Here is an 18341-nt window from a genome sequence, read left to right on the forward strand (position 1 = left end):
CCACCATCGGGGGTGTGGTCCGTCGGGAATCAGTTCAGCGGTGCGCTCGCCGTCTGCAGGTTGCCGCCATCGTCAATCCATTCAAACTCAACGTCTGCGCCACGCGGCACCTGAGCAGGATGTGGCGCCAATGATCGCGTCGAGAAAGGCGGTAACAACTCGCCGGGCAGTGGGCTGAGGGCATTGCCATCACGCAGGCGCGCACCGCTCAGGGTGATGAAATAGGGCGTCGGATTGACCACCTGCACACCGTCGGTCTGGCGGGCAAAACGCAACCGACGAGGCGCTTGTTCTGCGTCGTTGTTGAGCGATGCGGGTCGATAGATGACCTTCATCTGGGTGCGCAGCGTGACGGTCAGCCTTGCTTGATCCTCGGCCAGATCAGTGTCGGCCTGTGGCGGAATTTCGTAAATATTCAACCAGTACAGCGACTCTCGGTCAGTCGGCAGCGTCTGCCCGGTGTAGAGCAGCCTCAGGCTGCGCTGTTGTCCTGCGTTGAGGCGCAATACCGGCGGCAGCGGCATCAATGGCGCCTGCGCGGTATCGGGCGTGCTGTCCGGCGCACCGTCGTCGACCCAGGTCTGCACGATCACCGGATAGCTGTTCTGGTTGACCAGCGCAAGCGACGCTTCGCGCTCGCCTTGATGGAAGATCACCCGGGTGCGCTCGGCCGTGACACCGGCCCATGCTGGCGCTACGAGCGAGCACATCACGAGCAGCCCAAGCCAGGCGCTATTGCACACGGATCACCACCTGGGCAGTCGCCTCGATACGGCCCGGCGTGACGCGTGGCTGTGTGCCGAGGGTGAGTTTTTCCAGACGCGCCCGGAAGGTTTCAGTGTAGTGAGTGACACCCTCGGCACTGCCGATCGACAAGGTGCTGCCGGCAATGGCCGGGTACCAGCCACGCTGCGGAGCATTGCTGCCATTGGCCGAATCCTCATTGGCCAGCAAGGTCATGGGGCTGCCGTCACGCAGCAGACGAATGCCCACGCCCTGCGCGACACCCGGCTGGCCGTAGCGGTCGGACAGCAGGTACGACAAACCACCCTGCGCGTTCACCAGCCCCAATGAAGCTGAAGCCGCCAGCGCGCCGGCCGACACCTTGATCCCCAGCGCAGTGCCGTTGGCTGCCGTGCTGTTGATCACGCCGGTCTGGCACCTGAACCCCACCTGAAACGGCAGTTCGACACTATCGCCGGCATTGATCTGATTAACGGAGAGGGTCGCGAACACCACCTGTGGCGTCACGGTAGTGACCGCGCAGGTGGGGTAACGCTTGAGCGTCACTTTGTTGTACAGCGCCATCGAGCCTGGCCAGGACGCGTACCAGCCAGCCCAATTGCCATAGTGGGTCTGGCCGACATTGGGGTAGCTCAGGCCGGGCCCCTTGATGGCGATGTAACCGGCCGGCTCCGGGTAGCTGTAGAGCTGCGACGGCGTGTTGGCACTGTAGTAATTGTAGGTAGGGTCGATCGGCGCACTGAACAGCTCGGCCCGCACTGCACTGAGGTTCTTGGCCTTGACCAGCCGGAAGCCGCGCGAATCGGTGTCCAGCCCCGTGAGAAGGCGCTCGCGCCACACGTCGGTCAGGTACTGCCCGGTCTCTATGTGGGTCAGGCGCAGCAGGACATTGGGCCAGGCTGTGCGATAGGCAGCCTGCAGACCGATCGATTTGCCCACGCTGTCGCCACCTTGAAACCAGCCGCTGTACAGGTCATCGCCGTTGAGCGAGAACATCTCGTAAACCGGATCTGCGGCGGCGCAGCGGTACAGCACCTGCTCCGGGTCGTAGCCGGCCGCCGAGCCGTACTGGGTGAAGGGCGTCACCGCGCTGGCGATCAGGGTCGGATAAGGCTGAAAGCTCGGGTCGCTGACGTTGATCACACTGGGCAGGCCCAGCGAACCATTGCACGCACCGGTGCAAGCGCCATCCCACGCCCGCGCGGTGCCCTCGCCGGGACGGATGGCATCGTTCGCGGTCGTCGTTGCCGATCCGACGTAGGTCACGCGGTAACAGGTGGCCCAGGCGTTGTGCCCGACCAGCAGCAGGACCAACGGCAGCAGCCGCAGCAAATGAGTCATGCCCCTTCTCCATTGGGTAGACAAGTGCCCTGCAGGTGCAGCAGCGCCGGGCTCGCGGCAGGGGCGTGAGTGGTGATGTCATAGGGCAGCCGACAGCCCTCTTCGTCGCGCTCGCCCCAACGTACGCTCAGTTGGCCTTGATCGTTCTGGGCGCGGGCATAGACTTGCCCGCCCTGGCCAACCATGCCGACGTTCACGCCGTGACTGTCGAACACGTCGGCCCCCAGCGGTAGCGAGCCGCCATCGCGCAGGCGGGCGTGGATCAGCAGCGGATGGCCGCTCAGGGTCTGAAAACGCACGCGCACGGCCGCACCGGCGTACGGCGCTACCCTGCGCTCGGTCTCGACCAGCTCGGCGCCTTCATCGATGCCCTTGGGGTCGAGCCCGATGGGGTTGTAGCGGTAGGGCGACAGCGACGGCACCAAGGCATAGCCGAACCGGTCCACCTCGGCACCTTGACCGCCACGGACGCTCGCGCCACGAGCGCCCTTGGCTTCGACCAGCGCGAAGGTATCCCCCACATAGGGCCCGAGGGTCAGTCCGCCGGCGTGCAGTACTGCGGCACCCCGCACGCCGCCATTGAGTTGGTCGTAGCTGCTGCTTTGCGAGTAACCGGCATTCACCGTTGCCAGCGCGGTCTGCTGCTGCACATTGGCATTCCAGTCCGTACCTTGGGTGTCACTGTCACGGCTGGCAGCCACTGAATAGCTTGAGGTCCGGTCTTCGCCGAAGTTGCCGCTCAGGCCGGTCTGATAGCTGCTGCCACGGCCGTCGCCCGAACGGCGCGCGAGCATGCTGGTGAGGTTCGGCGCCCGGCTGGTGCTTCCCAGCGGCATGGACAGGGTCAGGGTCAATGCGTCATTGCGAGCACCGCCTTGCTGCGCAGCGACATCCGGCGGCAACGTCGGGTCGAAACGGCGAGCACTGTCGCGATACCAGGTGGTTTGCTGGCGTGAATACGCCAGGCTGTAGCTCAGCTGGCGCCACGTATTGGCGTAACCGAACTGCAACTGGGTATCGCGGCTTCTGCCGTCGTAATAGTCGTTGGAGGACCCGGACAGGTACAGGTTGCCGTAGCCATCCAGGCTCTGGTTCACCAGCAGCGTCAGCTGGTTGCGCTGCTTGAAGCTGCTGGAGCCCCACTGCTGCCCCTGCTCCTGCGCCCGCCGCGCACCCAGTGCGTCGCCGAGGTCGCGGTAGCCCTCGGTGGAATAACGGTAGCCGGCCAGGGTCAGGGTGGTGTCGGTGAGCTGAAAGGTGCGGCTGTAGTTGAGCCCCACGCGCCAGCCCTGCTTGCGCTGTTGGTTCTCTACCGTGGCGCTGGAGAAGGTCGTATTCAAGCCGAACGCGCCGTAGCCGGTCGCCAGCACGCCCCCACCCAGCAGGGCCAGGTAGTCCTGCGCAAGACGGCTGCCCAGGTTGGCGGACAGCGCATTGCTCAGGCCATGCTGGTAGGTGACTTCGGCAAAAGCGCCTTGGTTGCGGTTGTCCTGACGAACCTGACCCACCGTTGCGGCGTAGCGCGAAAGCCCGGGGCGGATTGACTCGGGCACGGCCGCAAAGGGCACCGTAAAGCGCGACTCGCTGCCGTCGGCTTCGATCACCCGCACGTCGAGGTCGCCATTGTAGGCGGTGCCGTACAGGTCATCGATCAGAAAGGGACCCGGTGCCACCGTGGTTTCATGGATCTTCTGGCCGTTCTGGCTGATCACCACACGGGCGTTGCCGTTGGCCGTACCACGCACTTGTGGGGCGTACTGGCGTTGTGAATCAGGCAGCATGCGGTCGTCCGAGGCCAGGCGTACACCGCGATACCCGGTGCTGCCGAACAGGTTGCCTTCGGTGAAACTGTCGCCCACGGTCAGCTCACTGCGCAGGCTTGGCACGGCGCGCTGAGCGTAGCTGCGCACGCTGTTCCAGGTGCTGGCAGCCTTACCGCCGTAGTCTGAGTAAGTGAAGTTGGACTGGTGCCGCAGGCGCCACAGGCCCAGGTTAAGGCCGCCGTTCAGCCCCAGATAGCCGTAGTCGGAGTGGCCAGTGCCTGCACCCTCATAGCGCGAGCGGTAGAAGTTGGCGTCGTAGTTGACGAAGCCCATGCTGCTACCGGCATCCCACTCCTGCGGATCCACATAGCCTTGCGGTCTCAGCTCCAGCAGGGCCTGAGGAATGGACAGGTCCAGGCGCAGACGCGCGCTGTCGAAAGTGTAGGCAGCGCCCGGCAAGCGCTGGCTCATGTCCACACAGTGCTCCTTTGCAGCGGCCGGCGTGGCACGCACGCCCAATTGCTGGCTCAGGAAGCGCTCGCTCAAACACGGCCGCACGTGCTCACCCTGTGCGCGGAACTCGACCGCGCCGCGGTGCACGAACTGACCGTTCACGTACACATCGACATGGTAGCGCCCAGGATCGACCTGGTCGGCGCGATTGAAACGCGCCACGTTGCCGCCTGCCAGGTGGGAGCCCATCAGCAGGCTGTCGTCAAACTGGTAGGCCGACTCGGCCTGGCCCAGGGCTGGGTGCAGCAACACCACACTGCCCAGCAGCAGCGCACGCACACGGCCACAGCGATGTTCAGCGCGCAAGGTCATGGCGGATATCGAGCCGAGCGCCGAAGTCGTTGATCAACTGCGCCTGTAGCTTCAGGGCGCCCGATGGCAGAGCCTGGGGCTGCACGGGCAACCACTCCACGGTCGCGAAAGGCGGCACCATCTGCGCCGACAACGGCCATTCACGACCGGCAACGCTCACCGAGGCATTGCCAAAGGAGGCATGGAAACCGGTTGGGTTGGTGACCTGCACGAGCCAGCGTCCAGCGCTCTGCACGCAGCGGAACTGCAGTTGCTCGGGCAGACGGTCGACGCTGCCGGCAATGCCCGCCGGGCGGTAGAGCAGCTTCAAGCGATTGCGCAACATCAGCAGCATCTGGTTTTTATCAACCGTGGCTGTGTTGCGTGGCGGAATCTGCAGCACGTTGAGGTGGAACAGTGATTCCCGGTCCTGCGCCAGGCCGCTGCCGGTGTAGACCAGCCGCAAGCTCTGGCCACTGCCGGCGGCAATGCGCGACACCGGCGGGTTGACCATGAACGGCGCGTCCGCGGTGTCCGGTGTGGACGCTGAATCATCGATATCGACCCAGGCCTGCACCACGTTGGGGAACGTGTCCTCATTGGTCAGTTGCAGGGTTTTCACCTGGGCGTCACCCGGATAGATCACCCGGGTGCCGGTTATCACGACGCTGGCCTGAGCCGGCAACGGGCAGAACAACACCGGCAACAGGGCGATCAAGACCGCCGCGCGGCAAAGCGAGTGCACTGGAAACATAGCCTTCAATCCACAGCGAACCTGGCCGCGCTCAACGACCCGGTAGAAAGGGAGGCACCGCGTGCGGTGCCGGGGAATCACTCGTAACGCAGGGTATAAGTGATCGAGCCCAGTACCGGACCCGGGGTGACCGTCTCGGCCTCGGCGACATAGCGCACGGCGTAGTCGTAGCTGGCACTGGTCTGGCCAGCCCCGAGAACGATGTTGCCCGCTCGCACAGCGGCGCCGCCGGCCAGATTCACAGGCGATCCGCCTGCGCCGTCCAACAGTTGCAGGGCAACCCCGGTGGCGCCACTGCTAGCCGTGTTGGTCAGGTTGCCAGCGGTGGTCGAGTTGGCAGCCTGAAACTCGACGGCAAACTGCTCATCCGTGCCAGTGGGTGCCGCGCAGCCCGTCAGGCGCAACGTGAACTTGGTTTCGCCGGTGCTCTTGCCAACCGTGCCGGTCAAGGCGCTGACCGGTACGCTGTCCAGAATCACGGTCGGATCGGTTTTACCGTCCACGACTGCCGAGCAGGTCTGATCGGTGACTTCACCACTGAAGTTGATGGTGTTCGACGCGCTAGCGATGCCGGGGGCTGCAATCAAGGCGACAAGCACGAAGGGGGTAGCACGGGAAATCATGTCCAAGCTCCTGTTGGTTTTTCTGGGGGGTGGTAGCTGGACGTAAGCTTGCAGGCTGGGCGAGCGAAGGTATTTAAGACAGATCTCAAAGGGTGGGAGCGGATCGTTTTGGCGTGGGCAAACGGATGAGCACCGCTCGCCCCGTCCAGAGCGCGACGACGGTGCTCGGTGAGGCGTTAGCCTCGCTCGACTGCAGGCATTGGCGCGTGGTGGCGCGAACGGGGTGATCGGATGGTCATTTCTCAGCTTTCAACCGCGTGCTAGTGGCGCTGTAGAGCAATTGCCGCTGGGCAACGCGGCATTGGTTCCGTATGCTAGCCAGCATCGTTCGCCTGGTGCGTCCCGCATCGCTCCAGGCAACTGGCACTGTCCTACACGGGCATCTGCCTTTTTCTTTCAGGTCCCTGTGGCCATCCTGTTAAGGCGATTGCGGCTTACCAAAAATAAGCCGACACCGCCTCCTAAAGCCGGCCACAAGCCGGCTTTTTAATGCCTGAAATCCTCGCAAATCGTGACCTTTGTCTCTGATCGCGACTTTGTCCCCCCACCTGTCGCCCCACTTCGCTAGTACGTGATGCGCTCCCGTAAGCTTGAACGACAGCTCAGCAAGCATGTGCCGAAAACAGTTTGCTATGCCCGTAAAAAAGCCGAGCCATGCATCATCGCTCGCACACCTAAAGTACGGCCGACTTGTGTTCTAGCCATTCTGCGACCAGTTCACCAACGAGTTGAGGCGGCAGTCAGTGATAGTGAGTTTTCCGAGCAAAAATGCGATCGATGGACGAGAACGCCCCGACCAACCTTAGGGAAATAGCCTCCGGCGCCTCTATGGGCCACACATACCGATAGCGTTCAGCGCCTGACAATGGCGCTAGCATCGCTTAACGGGTAAGTCGGGAGTCAGTAAGGGGTAAGTAAGAGGTAATAATCTGCTCACACGCTACGTTCAGAAGCGGCCCTTACACAGCGTAATCCGGCGCTGTCTCAACTGGACGTAGCAGCTTTGCAACATCCACGCCTAACGCATGAGCCAAGCGCTCCAAGCCATCAATGCTGATATTGGTCACACAACGTTCAAGTTGAGAGACGTATGTTCGGTGGAAGTCAACAAGCTCAGCGGCCTTCTCCTGACTGAGGCTTTGATCTAGGCGCAAGCGCTTGAGGTAGTATGAAATGCGCAAGCGGGCAGTACTGGGATGATGGCGTCGGTCTTCCTCCGCACAGCGTCGCCTGCTACCGCTTTAACATCTACAGCACAAAAATCTACTGCTTTTGAGTCTCATGCAGATATCCCGGTATGGAATAGCACCTGGCCGGGACCGCTAGCCCCGAAGGAAGCCAAAATATGAAAGGACGATTTCCTGTCATCGCCTCGTTTCTGCGGTCCGGTTGCGCAACGACCTACTACAACCCTCACATAACCGACGCAGGGGCGCTTCAGCGCCAACGTATTATTGATGAAGGTTACTGCACACGGGTGGCATCTGGATCGGTGCCAATGCCTCAGGTGCGCCACTACCAGTCTGGATTACAGAATTACCAAGTCACAGGGAACGCCCACTCATACGGATCGAATGGATACTCCACAAATACTTATTACACCGGCAGCGTGATGGCCTATCCAAACGCAGGGGATGCCTTCACGGCTGGCATGGCCAATGGCATGAACATGGGAGCTTCTATCAGGGCAGGCCAAGAACGAAAGCAGGTTATACAAGGCTGTATGTATTCGCTTGGCTGGACCACCGATAAGAACGCTGTAGCTCATGCATCCATTGAGCGAGCGAAGAAAAAAACACAAGCTGAGGATTTTTTCGACATCGTGTTATCCAGGGCACAGGCAGGCGATCCAAAAATGCAAGCGCGGGCAGGATCTGCCTATCTGCAGGGCGAGGATGCGCCAAAAAATATTGAGAAAGCCATATTTTGGTTGAGCAGAGCATCAGACCAAGGCTCTTCGGAAGCCTCATTCCAGTTGGCTTATATATACGCCGGCCAAGTAGGGGCACAATACGAGGACAGGACGCTAATGGTCCTCAGCATCCAAAAGTCAGCCGAGCAAGGCGAAGGGATTGCTCAAAGCATGCTGGGAACCATGTACTACACCGGAAGCGACGGGCTGCCGAAAAATCTCGACAAGGCCATAGAGTGGTACATGAACGCCTGCCGCAACAATGATGCTATGGGCTATCTAGGCATGGGAAGCCTTTATGCTTTAGGCCAAGGCGTAGAGAAAGACCCCATCAAAGCCCATAGATTTCTCACCCGCTCCGAGGAGCTGGGGAACACCGAGGCCGCAGACTATAGAAAGCTTCTCGAAGAGCACATGACCGTTGCACAGCTTCGCGAGGTTAGATTGGACACATCCCCGGCATCATCTCGGTGATGGAATGCTCAGTAGTTAGTTTCCGATCAGCTCTCCACTGCTGGTGTCGTAGCTAGTGCAGGCGCCGGTACTGCCGTCACTTGTGGCGGCTCGCTGGCCGAGTGGGTGACATTGACGGTACTCAGTCCGGTCAGCAGCTCGACGCCGTGGGCATGCATGGCCGTGCCGACGAGCCCTGCACGGTTCAGGTAACTCAGAGCCGCCATGCTAAGAAGTTCACCGCGTCGTTTTCTGAGTAAACGTCCGCCGAGGTCACCTTGCACGACTCTGGCAGACGCCCATAGCAGTAGCAGTTGACAGTCAGCCCGCGTGAATGGTTGCGAGAAGCAGCTGCCGGCCAAGTCCTTGCTGAGATTATTTCGGAGCTGAGTGGCCTTTAGCCCGATCTTTGTACTGCCAGGTTGAACTACTTGAACATAATGCGATGCTTATCTCTTCTCGTCAGGTAGGACAATAGCTCGCGACAATACCGGCCCTGCTTTGATTTCTTCTGTAGGCACGGTGAACTGACCTATTTTCTTTTCCAAAAACTCATACCACCTGCGCCCTAAATCGTTTATAAATTCTGACATCGAAGCTGAAACACGGTCGCTGAAAGTAGGCAGCCAAAGTAATTTTGGCACATCACCCCCATGCACCTCAACATATCGATTTACCGTGATGTAAAGAAAGCAGTCAATTGAAGAATAAGAGTTAGCCAGAAGGCTACATGCAAGAGCGCGAACAAGATGTGGCTCAAGGGCAGTGAACCCATCATTTACAAAGATCAGCACACCCGTTGAATCAACGATATTGAAGTATTCCTTCGTTTCCTTGATCTGACGGTTGGCCTTCTTGAGGACTCGCGAGATTGGTGGACGGAAGAGGCGTATAACCTCACCTGAGAACCAGTTCGGGTAGTCTCCCTCCCCCGCCCAGATCCTCCGACCCCAGTCAGGATCCTCGTCCACTAGTCGCTGTACTAGCGACAAGTATCCTTTCACAAAGGCATCCGATTTCTCGAATTCTGTCTTGATTTCCTTAAGCTCAGCCACCGCCGGAACAGAGGGAAAGAGAAAATCCGCATTCTCGAAGGTTCTGGGGTGAGGCACGAGGTCTTCGATAACCTGGCCGCTAACTGACCGCACAAACCCTTGCCAAGTTGCTTCGACATCGATGGGATCGTGAGGGCCAATATCCCAAAAGCCGGGCGTCGTGGTCATACCTGCTTAGCTTCCTCTGCCATCAAGTTTTAATTAAGAACGGACCACCAATTGGTGCCTGCCTTCGGCCTTGTCCAACCGTTCGGTGAAGTAAGCTCACTGAAGCAGTGCGAGTCGCAAGCGCAAGCAGGATGAGCTGACACCTGGACAGTTTATACTCATGTGCTCGCTTTCGGATTGAAAATTTCAGCAATGGGTCGTCTCCTGTCGGTCAAGACGTAGCCGTGCGCTGGTAACACCCGATGCAAAGGGCTAGTCAAATCAGCGCTACTACCCAGCCAACACATTGGGCGAGATCAATCAGGTAATGATCTCTCCCGCAAGCGTCTATCAATCGAAGTCATCGTGCTATTGAGGGTTTTTAACTGTTTCACCAGATCCGGTCCGAATCCATGCTCCGAGGACTCAGAGCTGGCAAACATCCTTACGTCCAAATTCGACGCCGCTTGAAGCTTTTTGGCAAATAGTCCCTTGCGCCGGCCCCGATAGCAAAAAGAGTCAACACAGATAGCTTTGTCGGCAATATATTTCGTCAATCCTCCGTACTGCCCCCAAGTGATGCAGATTCGCTGTCCAGGCGCGAGAAATGGCACCCCGTCCAATATGACGCCGAACGTCATCGCCTCCGGCATTTTCTCCGGAGACTGAATCCCGAATGCCTGATGAGGCAGTGGACGACTTGTACGAAAGGTGATCGTGTGAGCCGCGCCCCGCCCAATGTTTTCAATGATGAGATTGATGATTGACGGTCTCTGCAAATCGGGCTGGGCGTAGACGATCACCACCGGATCAGTGGCCGACCGGAAAACGGCATATGTGACCATTGCAGTAGCGACAGCAATCACAGCCATGAAAATCGATATCCACTCAGCTACTCCCATCTCTCATTCCTCTGCGAAGCGGCGCGATTGCCAAGGGTGTCAATATATCAAAGCAATGCCGTGGTTAATGACGGCATCCAGGCTGAAGGCATTCCTGAACGATCTGACCTCTAAAATTTTTGGGATAAGAACTTCGTCGGCGCATAAAATCTAGACGATAAACGTGATCGCGTCCGCTTAAAAATGCGGACACCATTGTGCTTAATGCTGGAGTTCGGAAGGTAGATTTACCGGACGCTGAGCCTGTTTAGGACTGACAACCAAATCAAGAACGTTCTCCTTTGCGCCGATGGTGATCGGCGCTGCGCCTTTGGTGCTTGGCGCGATTGCACAAGCATCCCAATGTACTGCGCCGATGCGCAGGGGGGTTATAGGGGGGTGGCGCGGCGCACTTGGAGCCCTCGGGCCTGACGTATCGTCAACCTGCTCGGCGCCACTTTCGGCAGGTTGGCCAGCTCTAGGCGTTCGCGGATTTTTCGCTGGACCGTCTTGAATTCCACGCGCCAAATGTGCACGACACGAATAAGCGCAGTAATGGCGCGTGCGGCGCGCTGCTCTCCGGACTTACCCCGAACTCTGTTAGCGAATCCGACGCCTTCATGACCGAATGAGCGCCAGAGACAGTGCTGGCCGGCACGCTGATACCCGCATCATGGGCCGCCTTCATCACCCGAATGATCTCAGAGCGGTCCAAGTCTTCGGCGGTCACTCCGTCACCTTGTGTGCCAGCCTCGGACGCAGGTACGCCATCCAAGAACGTTATGGGCACTGGCTCGGCGCGTGCGCTCAGGTTGGCCTTTTCATGCGTCGGCAGAATCCCCCCATCTTCTTCCAGTAATGCCAAACGCGAACCGGCGCTGTTATACCAATCGGTGCTCCCGCTGTAGCTGTTGCCATTGGAACTGCCCTTGGCGGCGGCCTTGCCGATATGCGCCAGCAGCACCACAGCGGCATTGTGCTCACGAGCAACAGCGGCCAAACCGCGCACGAAGGTGCGTACGGTGCGTCGGCTATTCTCATTTGCGCCGAAGGCGTCGGAAGCATTGTCGATGACAATTAACCCTGCCCCTCCCGCATGGCCCGAAAGTTCACGGAAGGCCGGCGTGAAGATCGGGACTGCGTCAAAGCTGTCGCCTTCGGTCATCAGCGCGGCAACACGATGAGTTCCGTCCAGCACACGCAAGCCAGCCAACACCTGCGCAGCCGGCAAGCGGTATGCTTCGATTATCCGGCGCAAGCGAAACCGTAAAATATTGGCCTTATCTTCAAGGCTCACAAATAGGACGGGCGACCGCTCAACCTCCATGCCGGCGAACGACCGACCGCACACCACATGCGCAGCGATAGCTAGGGCCAGACTCGACTTACCGATTCCCCAATGACCTCCGAACAAGGTGACACGCCGGCACGGCATCCACGGCTTTACGGAATGGCGTACCGGTTCCAAGCCGACATTCATCACATCATATAGGGTCACATCAACCCGATCACGCTTTAGACCGCAGTCATGGCGGCCTGACAACCAAAATCCACATGCTCTGCGACGCCAACGGGGTATCGTTGCGCTTCCTTATCTCTGGCGGTCAAGCCAGTGACATCAGCTACGCACAATCATTGTTGGACGAGGTCAGCATTCCATCGAGCCAACGTGGCCGCCCGCGTAAGCGCTGTAAATGTCTGCTTGCCGATAAGGGCTACGCCGCTACCGCGACCAATATCGAATGCAACCCGTTGCGCTTGATCAAGCGCAAGCGCAAGCGCAAGTCTGGCTTAACCAGGCTGTTCGACCGGCCCAAATACCGACAGCGCAACATCATCGAACGCATGTTTGGCTGGCTGAAAGAGAACCGCCGGATCGTCACGCGCTTCGACAAGCTCGCAAAAAGTTATGCCGCGATGGTCTCGTTGGCTTGTGCCATGCTGTGTATACGACGGCTTTTTTCGGACAGAGCCTAGGCGATCATCGAGCCCCAGCAGAGGCCGCAGTGATGATTGAGTGCCCCAAGATATCTTTGCTGCCCTTATCCACTTGACATATGTAAAGATTGGGATGCATAACGTAGAATTTGCGTTGATGGTTCGCACCGCTGTAAATACACTGACACAAACCACATCGATAGAAGATATCGACTATTTCAAGGATGACCTCATTGCCCTTTCTCCAAGACTTGAATTTCACACAAAATCCTTTCGAAAATCACACAGCGGAAACTGAGCCTGAAATCGGCCTGTATGCAGTGAGACCGCCTTACCTAGAAAAAATATCTGAAAAAGTCAAAAGTCTTAGCTCATTTATTTTGTTTGGGGACCGTGGAGCAGGGAAAAGTGCCACTCGGCTTACTGTTTTCAAAGAAATTTGGGCAGAAGCCGAAAACTCAAAACCTTTTTTGATTTATTTGACAGACTTTACCGAGCTTCAGGAGCCATTTAAGCAAAATAAGCTAACCGATCTCGACGTAGTAAAGCTAACAGCTTTTTACTCGATCGAGCAAATGCTAGTTTGGTTATCATCCTTGACAGAGGATCAACGGGCGCAAAAGCTTAATAACCTTACCGCACAAGATAAGACGCTAATTTTCGCTCTAGTGAAAGGATTTTATTTGTCAAAAAATGATCTTGATCGAGAGCTATCGACTCATGAAGCATTCGAAATTTTGAATAGCGCATGGGTAACTAAAAGCTTGGCGTGGACAGAAAAGCGCTGGGAGTCGCTCAGCAAAATCACTTCAACGATCCTAAGCGTATTTACAAGAAGAGCGGCAGGATCTGACGATATAGATATTTCAGGTCCTGCGGAACAACTCTTAAAAAGCCTAGTCGGCTCATCGCCACAGACATCGCGAGCCATCTTAATAAAACTGGTCGAGTTCTGTCAGGTTTTCGAGTTTTCCGGACTTTGTGTAATGGTAGACAAACTGGATGAAACCACCGCGACCATGAGTTCCTCTGAAGCAACAGCGAAACTAATTCACCCCCTTCTGTCCAATACGCAACTCGTTGAAATAAAAGGTCTGTCATGGATTCTTTTTCTTTGGAGTTCCGTACAGCATCAATTCAACGAGAAGCATAAAATCCGTCTCGACAGGATCAGCCATGCAAACATAAGCTGGAAGAAAGATCAACTGAGGGAAATGCTGACAAAGCGTGTTGATTATTTCTCAAATGGCAGGCTTGATTTTCTGGATCTATTTGTTGAAGACATGGCAACCGACGCTACTGCTGACCGAATAATGACTATATCTGTGTCATCGCCGCGCGAGCTGATTAAACTTTTAGAAATAATAATTCGAGAGCATGACGCTCGCAACACTGAAGGCCTGCTAAATGCCGAATCAGTGAAAATAGGAATCGATAGATACTGTACAGAGACAATTGGCACTTGGTACGAGCGAGCTACACTACAACAGATCTATAGAGTAGGAAAGCTCGAATTTGTCAGCAAGGATGTTCAAACTAAATTTAAAATCAGCGCCCCTGCTGCGAGCGTAAAGATTAGGGATTGGGAGAATTCAGGATTAATAAAACGTGACGGCGACTCGCCTAGCGAGGCGGGCGGTAAACCTGTCTACAAATATGCGATATCCGATCCGCGAGTTGCCCATATTATCAGAGAGCAGCTAGACGCGACGGTTGGAGAAGATGCAGATGACGGCTAATAAATAAATCTCACCATGACCAACTAGTTTTCGGCCGAGCAATTTGACTGACATATATTTCTTGTCGGCTTACTGACCTCAAATCTTAAGCTTTCTTTTACTCCAGTTGAATGGGCGGCCGAGCTGGCGACCCGTTCACTGCCCTTTAACAGCCCGCGACTTATTAGCCTCGCAGAACAATTTAAGAGCAAGCACTGTCACTGATAATAACTAAATCCTGCGATGTTTCACTGCTATCTGTTAGCCGGGATTGAAGAGCTATAGACACCGGGAAAAAATTTAACATCTCATCTCAACACAGGAAATTGCGGTCTGTTATTGGCACGATTGCCGCCCTAAACGCGATAGCTCGACAGAAGCTGCTCAAGGCTGGCTGCTTTCGACCCAAAGCAAACACCTCTACAAGATCTAGGCTCTATCCGAAATAAGGGGCCGTAGACATCGCATGGAGCAGGCCGGCGAAACCATTGCTGTATAACTCTTTTGCGAATTTGTCAGAGCGAGTTACGAATCGGCGGCTCTCATTCGACCAGCCGAACATATGCTCGATGATATTATTTTGTCGGTACTTACGCCGGCGGAACAACCTTGGCAAGTCCGACTTGGCTCGCGCTTGATCGAGCGCATCGGTAACAGACTGCATGCGGCAGCGGCCGCAGTACTGACGTAGCGCTTCTGCGTCTTAGTCTTTGTCGGCGAGCAGCCACTTGCAGCGGTTGCGAGGTCGCCCACGCTAAGCTTAGGAAGTACTGACGCCCTCGAGCAGCGGCTGCGCATAGCTGGTATCGGATCAACTCCTGCCAACAACGCTTCGCGCCCCTGCTCACCTGTAAACGTCTGTATATGGCAGCGCGGCGGTCGGTACTCCATTTTTTTGGGAATAACAAACGATATGCATCTGGCTCTCGCCTTGAAGGGGCCGCCGAATGCGCCTTCATGGTTCAGCCAAACGGGCCCCCCGCCCAACCCCTCCCCACCACGAACCTGTAAGAAGTTTCCGAATCTGATACCAAATACTTCAGGATCAAAGCGCCGGCGAATTATCCTACACACCAAGCCGAACTATCGCTGTTGTCGGGGAAATGCTTCAGGACTAACGTCCACCGCGTCGCTTCGGCGACCGGGTGTGAGAACCCGTCTCGAGTAAGTTCGGCCTCCCTTCATGGTGGTCATGCGCGGGCAGACTTCGGTCTGGCCGAGGCTCCTTGCTCGCTCGGTTTCTCACCCCGCGTATGACCGCCACCCAAACCCGTGAGAAGGTTGGGTTGCGGTTTTCTCTGAAGCCCGCAAGGAGTTGTCTGATGAAAAAGCCGGTCCCAGATCCGCCCCACGCTCAACACGCCTGCAACTATTACCTGATCAATCCAGAACTGAGTGCCATTGAAGCCCTGAGTCACACCCTTGAGCTCATGTCCGGCATTGAAACCACCCTCGACGAATACATCTGCGCCAACGCCGGCGAGCCCGGCGTGCCGATGCTGGTGAACACTGCTCACCAGGTGCAGATGGTTCAAACGCTGATCCGCTTCGTATTGCAGCGCATACAGCCCGCTGGAACGGACGGCACAGGCATTGAGCTACCCGCTTGATAAACATCGCGATGAGGTGCGCAGACCCGATGCGGAGCGGCGTCAGATGTCGCTGGAGTGGTAATGCGCGCCTAGGCGCTCTGGAAAGCCCTGAGATTTAACGATGTCACGTAGAAAACCAGAATTCACCAAGTCCTCAAGGCTGTGGGGCAATGATTGGGTTTCTACGAATTTCGTACAGAGCCCAACCAAACCGCCCCCCCTGCCCTATCACCACCGATACGTAACCGACCCCAACACACTCCGCTCATCCCCATACCGGCACGTGGTGTTGCAGTACAAATACTTCTTGTTGAACAGGTTCTGCGCCTTGGCCTGCAGCTGCCAGTGGCTGTCCACATCGTAGCTGACCAAGGCATCGACCAGCGTGTAGGCCGGGATCTTGCCGTCATAGGCGCTCGGGGTGGTGCGTGTGGTGCCGGTGTAGCGGGCACCAGCGCCCACGCGCAGCTGATCCAGGCCGACGCTTGCCAGGCGATAGCTGGCCCAGAGGCTGGCCGTGTTGTACGGCACGCCCTCGATGCGTTTGCCAACGTTGCTCGCGGCCTGGTCTTCCAGCACATGGGTATCGGTGTAGGCGTAGCCGGCACTGAGCTGCAGGTTCTCGGTCAGGTTGCTCTTGGCTTCGAGCTCCAGGCCTTTGGAGCGGGTCTTGCCATACTGCACGTAGGTGTTGGTGAGGCTGTCGAGGCTCAGGGAATTTTCCTGGTCGAGCTGGTACACCGCAGCGCTCAGCAGGGTATCGGAGCCCGGCGGCTGGTAACGCACGCCGATTTCGTACTGCTCGCCCTCCAACGGCGCGAACGCGTTGCCGAAGGCGGGGTTGCTGACGCTGGCGGGCTGGAACGACTGGCTGTAGCTGATGTACGGCGCCAGGCCGTTGTCGGCCAGGTACACCAAGCCCACACGGCCCGTGGCTTTTTTGTCGTCGCGGGTGGCGCGTGCGTCCGTGGCGAAGGTGGTGGTGGCGCTCTCGACCCAATCCTGGCGGCCGCCGAGCAGCAGTACCCATTTTTCATCGAAAGTGATCTGGTCTTGCAGGTAGATGCCGGCTTGGCTGCTGTGCAAGTCGCTGCCGCTGTCGGCGGCGGTATTGGCGCCGACGCCGGTGTGCTGTGGGTTGGCCAGGTTCAGCGAAGGCGCCAGCTGGGCCAGGGTCTGGCTGATGAAGCGGTGTGAGTCGTAGGTTTTGTGGTAGTAGTCGACGCCTGCGGTCAGGTCGTGCTGCCAGCGCCCACTGTCGATGGTGAAATTGAGGTTGTTGTCGCTCGTCCAGCCGGTGGAGCGCTCTTCGCGGGCGCTGTAGCGACGCAGCAGCCGGCTGCCGCTGACGGCCTGGGGAATCAGGTAGTCCCAATTGGTGTTGGCTTGGAAGTACCGCAGGCTGTGGTTGACCGCAAGGTTGTCGTTGAAGCGGTGCTCGAACAGGTAGCCCAGGGTGTCCATACGGTTGGAAAAGTGATCGTAGCCAGGTTCGCCCACGAACTGGTTGCGCTCGATCTTGTAGCCGGGCGTGTTGCTGTAGCTGCTGAGCCCGTAGCTCATCGGCGGCGAAAAACCGGTGTAGGTGTCCTGGTGGCTGGCGAGCACGGTCAGCGAGGTGTCGTCGTTGGGCTTCCAGGTCACGGCCGGGGCGATGTAGCGGCGGTCGTCGTCAACATGGTCTACCTGGGTGCCGCTGTCGCGCCACAGGCCCGTCAGGCGATAACTGAACTGGCCTTGGTCATCCAGCGGGCCACCGAGGTCGAGGGTGTATTGGCGGCGGTCGTAGTTGCCCAGTTCCAGGCCGAGTTCATGCAGCGGTGTGTCGGTCGGGCGCTTGCTCACGGTATTGATCATGCCGCCCGGCGAGAGCTGGCCATACAGTACGGACGAGGCGCCCTTGAGCACTTCCACACGTTCCAGGCCGTAGGCTTCGACGCTGCCGTCGTAGGGGTTGGATTGCAGTTTCAGGCCATCGCGCAGGATACCGCCGGTGCCCGCTCCGACATTGAAGCCACGCAAGGTGTAATCGTCGGCGACACGACTGAAACTGGCCGGCTGGCTGCTGAAGCCTGGGGTGTACTTGAGCGCGTCGGAGAGGTTGTCGCTCTTGCGCGCGTTCAGCTCTTCGCGGGTGACCACCGACACCGACTGCGGGATTTTTACCAGCGCCGTTGGGGTTTTGGTACCGACCGATGAGCGCTGAGCCACAAAGCCGACGTCGTCGCTACCGCCTGGGCGGGCGGCGTCGATGGTGATGGTGTCCAGGCTCAAGCCGTCACCGGTTCGCTGCACGCTCAGGGCGCCGCTTGCAGTCACCACCGCACTCAGGCCGGTGCCCATCAAGGTCCGACGCACCGCTTCGTCGGCGCTCAGGCGGCCTTTCACGGCCGGTGCCTGGAGCCCTGCCACTTCGCCGGGAATGAACAGCACCTGTTTGCCACTCACTTGGCCAATCGTAATCAGCGCGGTGCTCACCGCACCGGCGGGCAGGTTGAAGTCATGGGCGGTTTCGGCCGCCTGCAGGGTAAAGCTGACCAGACAGCCGGCAACTAACGGCAGAACGAGGTTGGAGTGCATGGGGGGCTCGCAGAGGTACGGAAACGAGTGCGCGGA

13 protein-coding genes and 2 pseudogenes are annotated in these 18341 nt (G+C 58.0%); 4 read left to right on the forward strand and 11 right to left on the reverse strand.

Annotation, left to right across the window (positions count from 1 at the left end; genetic code table 11):
- Positions 1 to 29: 29 nt before the first annotated feature.
- The 6 genes from SJI00_RS17435 to SJI00_RS22665 all read right to left on the reverse strand — a co-directional run bounded on the left by SJI00_RS17435 (position 30) and on the right by SJI00_RS22665 (position 7210).
- Positions 30 to 710 carry a fimbrial biogenesis chaperone gene (locus tag SJI00_RS17435; RefSeq protein WP_322462947.1) on the reverse strand — a complete coding sequence of 227 codons (681 nt, stop codon included), beginning with the start codon at positions 708 to 710 and terminating at the stop codon, positions 30 to 32.
- Between the two features lie 22 nt (positions 711 to 732).
- Positions 733 to 2085, reverse strand: coding sequence for a fimbrial protein (locus SJI00_RS17440; RefSeq protein WP_322462948.1), 1353 nt, complete (start codon positions 2083 to 2085; stop codon positions 733 to 735).
- Positions 2082 to 4673 (reverse strand): fimbria/pilus outer membrane usher protein, encoded by a 2592-nt coding sequence (locus SJI00_RS17445; protein ID WP_322462949.1) that lies wholly within the window; start codon positions 4671 to 4673, stop codon positions 2082 to 2084. Before SJI00_RS17445 ends, SJI00_RS17440 begins: the two co-directional genes overlap by 4 nt.
- On the reverse strand, positions 4657 to 5406 hold the full coding sequence (locus SJI00_RS17450; RefSeq protein WP_322462950.1) for a fimbrial biogenesis chaperone: 750 nt from the start codon (positions 5404 to 5406) through the stop codon (positions 4657 to 4659). The genes SJI00_RS17445 and SJI00_RS17450 overlap by 17 nt, the downstream gene beginning before the upstream one ends.
- A gap of 77 nt (positions 5407 to 5483) precedes the next feature.
- Positions 5484 to 6029, reverse strand: a complete 546-nt coding sequence (locus tag SJI00_RS17455; protein WP_322462951.1) for a fimbrial protein — start codon at positions 6027 to 6029, stop codon at positions 5484 to 5486.
- A gap of 959 nt (positions 6030 to 6988) precedes the next feature.
- Positions 6989 to 7210 (reverse strand): helix-turn-helix domain-containing protein, encoded by a 222-nt coding sequence (locus SJI00_RS22665; protein ID WP_416221061.1) that lies wholly within the window; start codon positions 7208 to 7210, stop codon positions 6989 to 6991.
- A 164-nt stretch (positions 7211 to 7374) separates the two neighbouring features.
- Here SJI00_RS22665 and SJI00_RS17460 point away from each other — a divergent pair, with 164 nt between their 5' ends.
- Positions 7375 to 8415 (forward strand): tetratricopeptide repeat protein, encoded by a 1041-nt coding sequence (locus tag SJI00_RS17460; RefSeq protein WP_322462952.1) that lies wholly within the window; start codon positions 7375 to 7377, stop codon positions 8413 to 8415.
- 428 nt (positions 8416 to 8843) lie between these two features.
- Here SJI00_RS17460 and SJI00_RS17465 read toward each other — a convergent pair whose 3' ends face one another.
- The 3 genes from SJI00_RS17465 to SJI00_RS17475 all read right to left on the reverse strand — a co-directional run bounded on the left by SJI00_RS17465 (position 8844) and on the right by SJI00_RS17475 (position 11957).
- The gene (locus SJI00_RS17465) at positions 8844 to 9617 is read right to left on the reverse strand and encodes a hypothetical protein (protein ID WP_322462953.1); all 774 of its coding nucleotides are present in this window, start codon (positions 9615 to 9617) and stop codon (positions 8844 to 8846) included.
- A 296-nt stretch (positions 9618 to 9913) separates the two neighbouring features.
- Entirely contained in the window at positions 9914 to 10498 is a 585-nt protein-coding gene (locus SJI00_RS17470) for a DUF8453 domain-containing protein (protein ID WP_322462954.1), read from the reverse strand.
- A 457-nt stretch (positions 10499 to 10955) separates the two neighbouring features.
- Complete coding sequence (locus tag SJI00_RS17475; protein WP_416221065.1) at positions 10956 to 11957, reverse strand: AAA family ATPase; 1002 nt, start codon at positions 11955 to 11957, stop codon at positions 10956 to 10958.
- Positions 11958 to 11968: 11 nt separating this feature from the next.
- Here SJI00_RS17475 and SJI00_RS17480 point away from each other — a divergent pair.
- Both SJI00_RS17480 and SJI00_RS17485 read left to right on the forward strand, forming a co-directional pair.
- A pseudogene (locus tag SJI00_RS17480) lies at positions 11969 to 12454 on the forward strand (IS5 family transposase); the annotation flags it as partial.
- Between the two features lie 194 nt (positions 12455 to 12648).
- On the forward strand, positions 12649 to 14154 hold the full coding sequence (locus SJI00_RS17485) for an anti-phage protein (protein WP_322462956.1): 1506 nt from the start codon (positions 12649 to 12651) through the stop codon (positions 14152 to 14154).
- 408 nt (positions 14155 to 14562) lie between these two features.
- On the opposite strand, the pseudogene SJI00_RS22670 reads toward SJI00_RS17485, so the two are convergent.
- A pseudogene (locus SJI00_RS22670) lies at positions 14563 to 14887 on the reverse strand (transposase family protein); the annotation flags it as partial.
- Between the two features lie 568 nt (positions 14888 to 15455).
- Between SJI00_RS22670 and SJI00_RS17490 the strand changes: the two are divergent.
- The gene (locus SJI00_RS17490) at positions 15456 to 15743 is read left to right on the forward strand and encodes a hypothetical protein (protein ID WP_322462957.1); all 288 of its coding nucleotides are present in this window, start codon (positions 15456 to 15458) and stop codon (positions 15741 to 15743) included.
- A 210-nt stretch (positions 15744 to 15953) separates the two neighbouring features.
- Here SJI00_RS17490 and SJI00_RS17495 read toward each other — a convergent pair whose 3' ends face one another.
- Positions 15954 to 18305: a TonB-dependent siderophore receptor gene (locus SJI00_RS17495; protein WP_322462958.1), complete on the reverse strand. Its 2352-nt coding sequence runs from the start codon at positions 18303 to 18305 to the stop codon at positions 15954 to 15956.
- Between the last annotated feature and the right edge of the window lie 36 nt (positions 18306 to 18341).

Source organism: Pseudomonas gebzensis, from assembly GCF_034427815.1.
In the GTDB taxonomy this organism is placed as follows: domain Bacteria; phylum Pseudomonadota; class Gammaproteobacteria; order Pseudomonadales; family Pseudomonadaceae; genus Aquipseudomonas.